Origin of the sequence: Shewanella sp. JNE2, assembly GCF_023159115.1 — a bacterium.
Classification (GTDB): domain Bacteria; phylum Pseudomonadota; class Gammaproteobacteria; order Enterobacterales; family Shewanellaceae; genus Shewanella; species Shewanella putrefaciens.
Map to the genome: position 1 here is coordinate 3,619,293 of NZ_CP096169.1, position 12,710 is coordinate 3,632,002.

Genomic DNA, 12,710 nt, shown 5'->3' on the forward strand with positions numbered 1-12,710 from the left:
CTAGCGCCACCTTCGCGAAATAGGGTTAACCCTGAAGATATTAGAAGTAGCCTTGACGCTTCTTCTGCTCCATCGAGGCACTTTGATCTGAGTCGATCAATCGGCCCTGGCGTTCGCTTGAACGGGTTAACAGCATTTCTTCAATAATCTTCTCTAGACTGTCGGCCTCGGAATGCATGGCGGCCGTGAGTGGGTAACAACCTAAGGTTCTAAAACGTACCACTTCTTCTTTAATCTGCTCGCCTTCGGCTAATTGCATCCGCTCGTCATCGGCCATGATTAACTGACCACCGCGCTCAACCACTTTACGTTTAGCTGCAAAGTACAGAGGCACTAACTCAATGTTTTCTTGATAGATATATTGCCAAATATCCAGCTCAGTCCAGTTAGATAACGGGAACACGCGAATACTTTCGCCCTTGTTCACTGCACCGTTATAGGTGCGCCACAGTTCTGGACGTTGGTTTTTAGGATCCCATCTATGGTGACGGTCGCGGAAAGAATACACGCGCTCTTTGGCGCGAGATTTTTCTTCATCGCGACGAGCCCCACCGAAAGCCGCATCGAAACCATATTGGTTAAGTGCTTGCTTTAAACCTTGGGTTTTCATGATGTCAGTGTGTTTCGCACTGCCATGGTCGAAGGGGTTAATCCCCTGCGCCAAACCTTCTGGGTTAATGTGCGTCAGTAACTCGAAGCCAAATTTCTTTGCCTGCGTATCACGAAACGCGATCATCTCTTTGAATTTCCAACCCGTATCGACATGCAGCAACGGAAACGGGATCTTGCCCGGATAAAAGGCTTTACGCGCTAAGTGCAACATAACGGAAGAATCTTTCCCGATGGAATACAACATCACAGGATTATCGAATTCGGCTGCAACTTCACGAATGATCTGGATGCTCTCAGCTTCCAGTTGTTGTAAGTGGCTTAGTTCACGCCCGGCCATACTATTCTCCGTTTACCTAAAATTTGCTGCATTGATACAGCATGATTACTTAATTTTATAATTTGCTAATTTATCGATACTTTTGCAGTCTGAGTCAGTTCATGTTGGTATTGTGCGTTGTCGATGGATTCAGGTATGAACCAATTGAGCGTCTCAGAAAGCGTGACGACCTCACCTATGATCATCAAGGCTGGCATGTGTAAGTCTGGATCGGCGGCAAGCTGTTCAAGCTCACCTAAACGGCCGATAAAACGACGTTGCTCTTTAGTGGTTGCCTTTGACACTATCGCCACGGGTGTTTCTGGGCTTCGGCCCGCATCGACTAAACCTTGGCGAATAATGCTGGCGTTCAGAATCCCCATATACACGACTAAGGTATTGTTGGGATTAGCATAACCTTGCCAGTCCATAGGGCGACTCTCTAACTGACAATGGCCAGTGATAAAAGTGACGCCTTGGGCATGATCTCTATGGGTTAGGGGAATTCCCGCATAGGCTGACGTGCCGCTGGCGGCGGTAATGCCGGGGATGACTTCAAACTCCACCCCAGCATCAACTAAAGTTTGTAACTCTTCCCCCCCGCGGCCGAAAATAAAAGGATCGCCACCTTTAAGGCGAACCACATTTTTACGGGTATAGGCTTTAGTGACGAGTAACTGATTAATCTCGTCCTGTGCGGCGCTATGCTTGCCCGCACGCTTACCTACAGCAATCTTCTCAGCGTCTTTGGGAATAAGATCGAGGATATCTTGGCTGACTAAAGCGTCGTATAGCACTGCATCGGCGGTTTTAAGGATACGCCATGCCTTTAACGTCAATAACTCAACGTCACCGGGACCAGCCCCCACCAGCCAGACTTTGCCTTTGGCCGCTTGGCCCGGTAAAGAGAAAATTTCCATCAGAATCCCCAAGATCACTTTAGTCTGTAGAAATATAGCGCGTCTTATATTCCATAATAAATAGATAATTATTAGTTTTTATATCATTTAGGAATATAACTAATATCATCATTAGGGAGCAACAACGGAAAAACAGGTCTATTTAAAATAAAATACAAGTAGAGATTAGGTAACACACTAAATTTAAATGATTTTTAATTTACAGCATTCATGGTAAACGCTATTGTGACAAGGGTATATCCATCATTTTGGCACTATGTTAGTGCGAAAAATTCTACCTAAATGTCATATTTTGAGGAAAACTCACTTTTGCTTAACCCAACTGATGCAGATGCAACTAACAGTTCCTTCAACCAATCACCGTAAATTCATTAACTAGTGTTAAGCTGACAAATCGAGCGTTACAAGTACGATCAACAAACACATCAAGGAGGGTAAATGAATCTGTTTTATAAAAATATCCCGTTAATAGGATTGCTAATGTGCTCAGGGCTAAATGCAGAATCATTGGTAGAAGGACGCGTTAAAGATGAACTTGCCACTGCAGAACGTCCATTTGTGATCACCCCGCATCATGTCAATTATTTACTGCCAGCGACCTATAATCCTGATCCTAATATTGCTCCTTTTCTTGAAGAAATGGCTCAAGATCCCTATACCTTAGATAAATTTGAGGCTAAGTTTCAGATAAGCTTTAAATTTCCGGTTTGGTACAACGTATTTGGTGACAATGGGCATCTATTCTTTGCTTATACCAATCAATCCTATTGGCAAGTGTATAACAAAGAAACCTCTTCACCCTTTCGCGAAACCAATCACGAACCCGAAATATTTATGCTGTTTAATAACGATTGGAAAATTGGCAGTGTGACCAATTCTTTTTGGGGTTTTGGTGTGGTACATCAATCTAATGGTAAATCTGGCCTACTTTCTCGAAGCTGGAATCGGATTTATGGCACCATGATTTTTGATGCCGGTCCACTCGCTTTCGCGACCAAAATTTGGTGGCGTATTCCCGAAGATGAAAAAACCGATCCCTATCAGGCAAGCGGTGATGACAACCCAAATATTGAAGACTATGTAGGCAATGCCGAATTTATCGGTGTTTATGGCGTTGATGAACACAGATTCACCCTCACCCTCAGAAGCAATCTACAAGATATCGATCGCGGCTCAGCAGAGCTCACGTGGAGCTATCCAATAGTGGGGAATTTACGTCTGTATACCCAATATTTTAATGGCTATGGAGAAAGTTTAATCGACTACAACTATCACAACCAACGTATTGGAATAGGGATTTCGCTTAATGACATCCTCTAATACCCATAATATTAACTCTCTGTTTATTCAGCGGTGAGATATTCAATGCGATGGGTATAAAGTGACGAAGTACAAAAATTAGCCATAATTTCATACTGACTCAACCAATCTGCTGTTAGATTGCTCAATCGGGCTAGCTCCAAAGGATGGATAATATGATTTTCATTGAAAATAATCGAATTTCCACCGATAGTCGCTCACCTTTTTAGCAGTAAAAGGCATTGTAAGATCACGGAGGAGTATGGGTTTTAACTATCGGACTATTGTTAGTTTTCTGACAGTTATCATTATCGCGAGCTTAATTAGGCTCGCGATTTTTGCTATGCCAGAACAAGAACGAACTCCAGAATTGAGTGCTCAGGAAGTACGCCAAGACCTCTATGTTTTGCTGAGTCAAATTGAGCAATACTCCGCTTTCTATGCCCTTAAACCCAATGATATGGCTCAACTATTGACTGATACTGCAGCCTATATTGCTGAACAATATCAAGATATTGTCTCCAATGATCGTTTTGCGGCTGAAGTCACTAAGCTACTCAATCGCATCAAAGATCCTGGTGCTCAAGTGCTAAATTTTGAAGATAAGAGCGGAGATTTACCTTTAACACTCAGGCCCATAAATGAACAATGGCTTGCTTTAGATACTAAAAATAGTCCGATTAATTCTAATTTTCCCTTTATAAGCCACATTGATGGCTTACCTATGAACAAATGGATATCGGCAAGTCAAGCCTACTTACCCGAGCCATCGAAAGATAGCCAAGAAATGCAGCTACCTTGGCTTAAAAAACTCAACCTATTGCGGGAGGATTTAGGGCTTAGTCTTAAACCTTATGTGGTCGTCACTTTAATGAATGACAATCTACAAACACAGCAGGTTACGATGGCATTAGCCCCTAAACAAAAAAATCAACCTGCACCAATCGTTGATAAGGATAATGAAACATTACCACTGGTTTTTGATGCGTTTCTAACCCCACTCACCAAATCATCCCCCACAATATCATCTCAATCCGTTTATAAGTTAGAAAGTATCAACACAACTACAGCAAGGCTTAAAATCGACGATCTATATACCTTCGAATTAGATAAAGAGCTACAACAAGAGCTGCTCAAAGGTATGGAACAGGCATTATTAGTAATCGATCTAAGGGAAGCGAGTGGCTTTAGCCCTAAATTGCTTACCATGCTATCACGCTATCAAGATATTGAATCTGGTAATACGCCACTTAGCACTCGACAGTTCTCCTCAAGCATCATGGGGTTTGCTCACTATCGACGCTCGGCAGCGTTCAGAAACGATTACCTACAACCGCTAAATTTTAAACCTTTAGAATCCTTAGGATTCAGTGCGCCAAAACTTAAAATACTCACTCGCTATTTACCGCAAACCGATAAAGACAAATTCAGTCCTTGGTTTGCTCGCACTAAACCAGATGTAGAAGCGACTGGAAATAACCAACTAGTGTTACTGATAGGGCCCCGTTGTCGACAAGAATGTGAGTGGATAGCTCATCGTACTAAAACTTGGTCGAGAGTTAATTTGGTCGGTGAGAGAACCTCTGGTGACTTTGCTCGGCAATACCACTTTACCTTACCTAACAGTAGATTAAATGTCCGATTAAGCAGTTCTCTAACCTATGACTCCAAAGGGCAATTGCTCTCTGGTAAAGGGACTGAACCTGATATTTCATTGCCCCTAAATCATGATATTGAATGGCAGGGGTTAGTGAGTTTAGTGAAAACATCAACATCCAAGCCAACTCAACATGGGTTAAAATCCAAGCTAGCCCATTCAGTTAACTGACAATAAAAAACCAGCAATTAGCCTGTCTTTTATACAGAAGTCCCTCATATGATATGAGGGATTTTTTTTGAACTAAATTCTTGGCTCACGATCAGATCTTTAACGGCTTTAATTGAGGCTCCCTGAGATGATAAAAAGCAATAATGATTGGGCTGAAGAACAATTTGGTCATGCTAAACTTGGTGACCCAAGAAGAACGGCTAGGCTCGTAAAAATGGCGTCAGACTTAGCTCAGCATCCCGGTAAGTCGGTAGTAAAATCGTCACCTTCACCAGCAAGTATGGAGGGCGCTTACCGGTTTATTCGAAACGATAATGTATCAGCAGACGATATTGCTGAAGCCGGTTTTCGTGCGACAGTCAATCAAGCCCACCGTTACCCCCTCCTTCTCGCTATTGAAGATACAACCACCTTAAGCTACAAGCATCGCTCTATTCGAGCGGACTTAGGACATGTGAACCAAGGTAATCGTTATCGAGGTCTGCTTGCCCATAGTATTTTGTTGTTTGCTCCTGAAACTCTTGACGTTGTTGGATTGATTGAACAACACAGATGGACCAGAGACATCAAGACTCGAGGTATCCGCCGTGAGAATTTAAAACGACCTTACGAAGAAAAAGAAGGTTATAAATGGGAAAGTGCATCACGTAATATGGCTGCACGTCTAGGAACCGCGATGGCTAACGTGATATCGGTTTGTGATCGTGAAGCCGACATCTACGATTATCTCCTTTACAAGATAGCGAACCAACAACGTTTTGTTGTGCGGTCAATGATGAGTCGTCATATAGAAGAAGGTTCAGATAAGCTTTATCATTTTGCATCAGAGCTTAACAGTGTGAAACAACGCCAAATCCAGATAGCTCAAAGGGGCGGTCGTAAAGCTCGAGAAGTCACGCTGGATGTTAAATATGCGGCAGTAACGTTAAAAACCCCGGCTAACAAAAAAGGCTCCCCCATTTCTCTGAACTATGTGGGTTGCTCCGAAGTCGGTGATGAAGAGAAGACGCTCAATTGGCATATTCTGACCAATGAGCCAGTAAACAGTGCCGAAGATGCTTTAAAAATTATCGGTTATTACGAGAAGCGCTGGCTGATTGAGGAGTATCATAAGGTCTGGAAAAGTGAAGGGACCGGAGTTGAAGACCTTCGAGTACAGAGCAAAGATAACTTAGATAGATTAGCGACTATTTATGCCTTTTTAGCGGTAAGGATCTTCCAATTGAAATTTGCCAATGAGCAAATCGAAGACATTAGCAGTGAGAAAATCTTGTCACCAAGAGCGTGGAAGTTACTTTGGCTTAAAAGAATAAAGACGCCACCTCCAGAGGAAGTACCCACTGCAAAATGGGCATATGAGCACCTGGCAAGGCTTGGTGGTTGGAAAGACAGTAAAAGAAATGGAAGAGCATCAGTAAAGACGCTCTGGGAAGGATGGCTCAAATTGCAAGCAATCCTTGAGGGTTACGAACTTGCTCTGTCTCTTGAACAGGACTTGTGATCAAGAGACAGGCAATTAGCTGGTTTTATCAACGACCCAATGCAATGTAAGACTAGGTCCCACTGACCTTGGCTATCTGCTGAGTACTTCGCTGTTTTTTATACTGCTTAGCTTCTGTAGGTATCGGTGTTACCTTACCCGTTTCTAACCAATTACGTAAACGGTTTGCATCGGCTAGATGGGTATATTTGCCATAGGCATCAAGCACAACAAAAGCCACTTGACGTTTTGCCATTTCAGTACGCATCACTAAGCAATGGCCTGCGGCATTGGTAAAGCCCGTTTTTGTAAGATGAATATTCCAGTTATCTTTGTAAACCAAGCGATTTGTATTACGAAAATCTAAACTGTACTTAGGTTTGCCAAACGTCACCGTTTTCTTCTCTGTGGCACTCAACTCACCAAGCATAGGGTATTTCTCACTCGCTTTAAGCAGAACGATAAGATCGCTCGCACTAGACACATTTTTATGAGATAAGCCCGTCGGTTCAACATAACGAGTATTTTTCATACCTAATGCTTTCGCTTTGGCATTCATCGCCTTAATAAAGGCCTTATGTCCACCGGGATAATGATGAGCAAGGCTTGCAGCGGCGCGATTTTCTGAAGACATCAAGGTCAACAACAACATCTCTTTACGGGTAATTTCGCTACCGATGCGTACCCGAGAGTAAACACCACGCATTTCTTTGGTATCGCTAATATTAACAGCGAGCTTCTGATCCATTGGCAATTTGGCATCTAACGTCACCATAGCCGTCATTAATTTAGTCACAGAGGCTATTGGCATAACAGCATTAGGATTACTCGAATAAAGGACCTCATTGGTTTTGAGATCAACCACCAAAGCACTGTTCGCCGCGACTTCTTGTTTATTTAAAACAGGCTTTGCTGAGGCAGATGATTTAGAAGTGGTACTTTTCGTAGTGACAGAGGCCGATTCGGCACAATATGCTGTCGCGGCAACAGTACAACTGCTGCAGACAAAGATAAAACTACTGAGTAAAGATCTGATCTTCATTTAAGTTTCACTAAAAATAGAAAAGGATCACATGTGCTAACGCACGCGGCTTGCCCAAGTATAAGAGGTATATGCAGAAAGGAATAGAATGAAACTAAACTTTTATCTGTGATATCAGCAATTTCCATCTAGCGCCATAGTTCACACACCAGCTTAACCTATTATAAATTTCGCATTTAAAAGTACTCAAAATCATACTTTTGAACTAGATTAGAGATTAATGCTACAAAACAGCACTTTAAAAGTTAAATACTTCAATGTAAAAATTATTAATAATTTTTTAACTTTTACATGAGTAAAGATTAATTTTTGCAAATCAATCATCTGTTGCCAGCCTGAAATCAACCAAACACCGTCAAGGCATCTTAGTAATCACTCTACCCAACAACAATAAAACAAAAATCAACACCAGATTAAAATTTACAACATCCCCCATAGTACTTTGATACAACGTAAGTTATATCGCGAAAAAACCGGCTGACAATAAAACAGGAATTTATATTTACCGTAATAGTTTTGTCGGACAAGCACTCAAGAAAAACATTTATATCAATGGTGAAATGATTGGTGAATCAGCCAATAAGGTATTTTTCTACAAAGAAGTTGAACCTGGCGAGCAAACGCTTTCAACTGAATCTGAGTTTAGTGAAAACGATTTAAAAGTTTCAACAGAAGGCGGTAAAAACGACTTCTTTGAGCAATATATCAAAATGGGTGTATTTGTAGGCGGTGCAGGACTAAAAGCCGTCTCTGATGCCGAAGGGATGAAAAACATTCAAGAATGTAAATTAGCAAAATAGTCATTAGTTCCCCCTTGAATCGCCCATATAAAAACCAGCCAAAAGGCCTGTCTCTTGATCACAAGTCCTGTTCAAGAGACAGAGCAAGTTCGTAACCCTCAAGGATTGCTTGCAATTTGAGCCATCCTTCCCAGAGCGTCTTTACTGATGCTCTTCCATTTCTTTTACTGTCTTTCCAACCACCAAGCCTTGCCAGGTGCTCATATGCCCATTTTGCAGTGGGTACTTCCTCTGGAGGTGGCGTCTTTATTCTTTTAAGCCAAAGTAACTTCCACGCTCTTGGTGACAAGATTTTCTCACTGCTAATGTCTTCGATTTGCTCATTGGCAAATTTCAATTGGAAGATCCTTACCGCTAAAAAGGCATAAATAGTCGCTAATCTATCTAAGTTATCTTTGCTCTGTACTCGAAGGTCTTCAACTCCGGTCCCTTCACTTTTCCAGACCTTATGATACTCCTCAATCAGCCAGCGCTTCTCGTAATAACCGATAATTTTTAAAGCATCTTCGGCACTGTTTACTGGCTCATTGGTCAGAATATGCCAATTGAGCGTCTTCTCTTCATCACCGACTTCGGAGCAACCCACATAGTTCAGAGAAATGGGGGAGCCTTTTTTGTTAGCCGGGGTTTTTAACGTTACTGCCGCATATTTAACATCCAGCGTGACTTCTCGAGCTTTACGACCGCCCCTTTGAGCTATCTGGATTTGGCGTTGTTTCACACTGTTAAGCTCTGATGCAAAATGATAAAGCTTATCTGAACCTTCTTCTATATGACGACTCATCATTGACCGCACAACAAAACGTTGTTGGTTCGCTATCTTGTAAAGGAGATAATCGTAGATGTCGGCTTCACGATCACAAACCGATATCACGTTAGCCATCGCGGTTCCTAGACGTGCAGCCATATTACGTGATGCACTTTCCCATTTATAACCTTCTTTTTCTTCGTAAGGTCGTTTTAAATTCTCACGGCGGATACCTCGAGTCTTGATGTCTCTGGTCCATCTGTGTTGTTCAATCAATCCAACAACGTCAAGAGTTTCAGGAGCAAACAACAAAATACTATGGGCAAGCAGACCTCGATAACGATTACCTTGGTTCACATGTCCTAAGTCCGCTCGAATAGAGCGATGCTTGTAGCTTAAGGTGGTTGTATCTTCAATAGCGAGAAGGAGGGGGTAACGGTGGGCTTGATTGACTGTCGCACGAAAACCGGCTTCAGCAATATCGTCTGCTGATACATTATCGTTTCGAATAAACCGGTAAGCGCCCTCCATACTTGCTGGTGAAGGTGACGATTTTACTACCGACTTACCGGGATGCTGAGCTAAGTCTGACGCCATTTTTACGAGCCTAGCCGTTCTTCTTGGGTCACCAAGTTTAGCATGACCAAATTGTTCTTCAGCCCAATCATTATTGCTTTTTATCATCTCAGGGAGCCTCAATTAAAGCCGTTAAAGATCTGATCGTGAGCCAAGAATTTAGTTCAAAAAAAATCCCTCATATCATATGAGGGACTTCTGTATAAAAGACAGGCCAAAAGGCTGGTTTTTATATTTATCCAATGCAAATTGGGTCGCAGGTTTTATCTGCAACCCAATAAATCACTTAGGCTTGTGGGCGCATTGCAGGGAATAGGATCACATCACGGATTGTATGAGTGTTAGTGAATAACATCACTAAACGGTCGATACCGATACCTTGACCCGCTGTTGGTGGTAAACCGTGTTCCAGTGCAGTGATGTAGTCTGCATCGTAGAACATGGCTTCATCGTCACCCGCGTCTTTTGCATCAACCTGCGCTTTAAAGCGGCTGTCTTGGTCTTCAGCATCGTTTAACTCGCTGAAGCCGTTAGCTACTTCACGGCCACCGATGAAGAATTCAAAACGGTCGGTGATGAAGTGATTGTCATCGTTACGACGTGCCAGTGGCGAAATGTCCGCTGGGTAGCCAGTGATGAAGGTCGGTTGCATTAATTGCCATTCAGCAGTTTCACCGAAGATTTCTTCTAATAGCTGACCACAGGTCCAGAACTTCTCGATCTTGATACCTAGGCTGATAGCCAATTCACGCATGAATTCGAGATCTTTCACTTGCTCGTAGGTCATGGCTTGGATAGTCGCGTTATCAGGATTGTACTTCTGAATCGCTTCTAACATGCTCAGACGGGCATATGGGCCGCCGAAATCAACGGTGTGCTCGCCGTATGGCATTTGCGCACTGCCTAACAATTCGATCGCGATTGAGCTTAACAGTTCTTCGGTTAAGTCCATCAGATCTTTGTAATCAGCGTAAGCCATATAGAATTCCATCATAGTGAATTCTGGGTTATGGCGTGGCGACAGACCTTCGTTACGGAAGTTACGGTTGATTTCAAACACACGCTCAAAACCACCGACCACTAAACGCTTGAGGTATAGCTCTGGCGCGATACGCAGGTACATTGGCATGTCCAGCGCATTGTGGTGCGTGATAAATGGACGGGCTGAAGCACCGCCTGGGATCACGTGCATCATTGGGGTTTCAACTTCCATGAACTCTTTTTTGATCATGAAGTTACGGATAGCTGCAACCACTTTTGAGCGCATCACGAAGGCTTGACGAGATTCTTCGTTAACGATTAAGTCAACATAACGTTGGCGGTAACGGGTTTCTTGGTCGGTTAAGCCGTGGAATTTCTCTGGCAGTGGACGCAGTGCTTTGGTCAGCAGTTGGTACTCTTCCATATTGACGTACAGATCGCCTTTACCAGACAAGTGCAACTGACCAGTTACGCCGATGATGTCACCGATATCCAGACCTTGGTAACGATCCTTCAGATCCGCTTGAACGCCCTTTTCAGCGTAAGCTTGGATACGACCAGACACGTCTTGAATTACGAGGAATGGGCCACGTTTTGCCATGATACGACCAGCAATGCTGGTTCTAAAACCTAAGGCTTCGAGTTCTTCCTTAGTGTTTTGACCGTATTTTTCCTGCAACTCTGCCGCTTTGTGGGTGCGACGGAACGTATTAGGGTGAGCATTAGCGCTACAATTCGGGCGAATGCTGTCTAGCTTGGCACGACGCTCGGCGATCAGTTTGTTTTCATCTTGTACTTGTTCAGTCATCTTATTTCTCGTCTATACCTTTGAATTAATTACAGCCCTGATTTCAAACTGGCTTCGATAAACTTGTCCAGATCGCCATCGAGTACCGCTTGGGTATTGCGCGTCTCCACGCTAGTACGTAAGTCTTTAATACGGGAATCGTCCAATACATAGGACCGAATTTGGCTGCCCCAGCCGATGTCAGATTTAGCGTCTTCGGCCGCTTGCTTTTCAGCATTTTGCTTATGCATTTCTAATTCGAACAGTTTGGCTTTTAACTGTTTCATCGCCGAATCTTTGTTCTTGTGCTGTGAACGATCGTTCTGACACTGCACTACCGTGTTGGTCGGTAAGTGGGTAATACGTACCGCTGATTCGGTTCGGTTAACGTGCTGACCACCCGCACCCGAGGCGCGGTATACGTCGATACGTAAGTCAGCAGGGTTGATATCGATGGTGATATCATCATCAATCTCAGGGTAAACAAATACCGAGCAGAAAGACGTGTGGCGACGACCCGAAGAGTCAAATGGCGATTTACGCACTAAACGGTGCACGCCAGTTTCGGTGCGTAACCAACCGAAAGCATATTCACCAGTGAATTTAATGGTCGCACCCTTAATGCCCGCCACGTCACCATCGGTCACTTCCATCAATTCAGGGCTGAATCCATGGGCTTCACCCCAACGTAGGTACATACGCAGTACCATGTTGGCCCAATCTTGAGCCTCAGTACCGCCACTGCCCGACTGAATGTCTAAGTAACAGTTTGAGGCATCCTGTGGACCAGAGAACATACGGCGAAATTCAAGATCAGCAAGGCGACTTTCTAAATAATCCAGCTCTTTGGTGGTTTCATTGAAGGTGTCTTCGTCTTCTTCTTCAACGGCCAGCTCGAGTAGCCCTTCGACATCCTCAAGACCTGAGTCCATATCGTCGATTGTTTTTACTACGGCTTCGAGGCTTGCACGCTCTTTGCCTAGGGCTTGGGCGCGCTCAGGCTCGTTCCACACATCGGAACTTTCAAGCTCACGGGTAACTTCTTCTAGACGCTCATGTTTAGCATCGTAGTCAAAGATACCCCCTAAGAAGCTGCGTACGCTCGGCAAGCTCCTTAATTTTGAATTTTACTGGATTAACTTCAAACATGAATTTTCAACTTCACTTTATTTGGCCGCTTTAATTGATTTCCCATTAAAGGAGGCGGTGATTAACAGTATTTGCGACCGCGCATTTTAACCTAACAACGCCAGTAAGCCTAGGACGTGTTGATGTTTCGAGGTTAAATTTTGTGCTCGATAAGTCAGTTAACACTGTGATC

At 43.4% G+C, this 12,710-nt stretch carries 10 protein-coding genes; 4 read left to right on the forward strand and 6 right to left on the reverse strand.

What is annotated here, in order from left to right:
- Positions 1 to 40: 40 nt before the first annotated feature.
- Together cysD and cobA are read right to left on the reverse strand one after the other, a co-directional pair.
- On the reverse strand, positions 41 to 949 hold the full coding sequence (cysD, locus tag MZ182_RS16250; RefSeq protein ID WP_011788279.1) for a sulfate adenylyltransferase subunit CysD: 909 nt from the start codon (positions 947 to 949) through the stop codon (positions 41 to 43).
- Positions 950 to 1,014: 65 nt separating this feature from the next.
- Complete coding sequence (gene cobA, locus MZ182_RS16255) at positions 1,015 to 1,848, reverse strand: uroporphyrinogen-III C-methyltransferase (protein ID WP_248069499.1); 834 nt, start codon at positions 1,846 to 1,848, stop codon at positions 1,015 to 1,017.
- 438 nt (positions 1,849 to 2,286) lie between these two features.
- Here cobA and MZ182_RS16260 point away from each other — a divergent pair, with 438 nt between their 5' ends.
- From MZ182_RS16260 to MZ182_RS16270, 3 genes are all read left to right on the forward strand, one after another.
- Entirely contained in the window at positions 2,287 to 3,168 is an 882-nt protein-coding gene (locus MZ182_RS16260) for a phospholipase A (protein ID WP_248069501.1), read from the forward strand.
- Positions 3,169 to 3,409: 241 nt separating this feature from the next.
- A complete protein-coding gene (locus MZ182_RS16265; protein ID WP_011919890.1) occupies positions 3,410 to 4,975 on the forward strand; it encodes a S41 family peptidase in 1,566 nt (521 codons plus the stop codon).
- 127 nt (positions 4,976 to 5,102) lie between these two features.
- Positions 5,103 to 6,476 carry an IS4-like element ISSpu9 family transposase gene (locus MZ182_RS16270; protein WP_014610643.1) on the forward strand — a complete coding sequence of 458 codons (1,374 nt, stop codon included), beginning with the start codon at positions 5,103 to 5,105 and terminating at the stop codon, positions 6,474 to 6,476.
- A gap of 52 nt (positions 6,477 to 6,528) precedes the next feature.
- Here the strand turns inward: MZ182_RS16270 and pbpG are convergent, their stop codons facing one another.
- Positions 6,529 to 7,497: a D-alanyl-D-alanine endopeptidase gene (gene pbpG / locus MZ182_RS16275; RefSeq protein ID WP_248069880.1), complete on the reverse strand. Its 969-nt coding sequence runs from the start codon at positions 7,495 to 7,497 to the stop codon at positions 6,529 to 6,531.
- Between the two features lie 461 nt (positions 7,498 to 7,958).
- Between pbpG and MZ182_RS16280 the strand changes: the two genes are divergently transcribed.
- A complete protein-coding gene (locus tag MZ182_RS16280; RefSeq protein WP_264302499.1) occupies positions 7,959 to 8,297 on the forward strand; it encodes a DUF2846 domain-containing protein in 339 nt (112 codons plus the stop codon).
- A gap of 58 nt (positions 8,298 to 8,355) precedes the next feature.
- Here the strand turns inward: MZ182_RS16280 and MZ182_RS16285 are convergent, their stop codons facing one another.
- The 3 genes from MZ182_RS16285 to prfB all read right to left on the reverse strand — a co-directional run bounded on the left by MZ182_RS16285 (position 8,356) and on the right by prfB (position 12,538).
- Positions 8,356 to 9,729 (reverse strand): IS4-like element ISSpu9 family transposase, encoded by a 1,374-nt coding sequence (locus MZ182_RS16285; RefSeq protein ID WP_014610643.1) that lies wholly within the window; start codon positions 9,727 to 9,729, stop codon positions 8,356 to 8,358.
- 178 nt (positions 9,730 to 9,907) lie between these two features.
- The gene (gene lysS, locus MZ182_RS16290; RefSeq protein ID WP_011788273.1) at positions 9,908 to 11,410 is read right to left on the reverse strand and encodes a lysine--tRNA ligase; all 1,503 of its coding nucleotides are present in this window, start codon (positions 11,408 to 11,410) and stop codon (positions 9,908 to 9,910) included.
- 29 nt (positions 11,411 to 11,439) lie between these two features.
- Positions 11,440 to 12,538 (reverse strand): peptide chain release factor 2 gene (gene prfB, locus MZ182_RS16295; protein WP_014611215.1). Its coding sequence is split into 2 segments (ribosomal slippage): positions 11,440 to 12,462 and positions 12,464 to 12,538, totalling 1,098 coding nucleotides; the frame shifts between segments, so codons are not numbered across the junction.
- Positions 12,539 to 12,710: the final 172 nt, after the last annotated feature.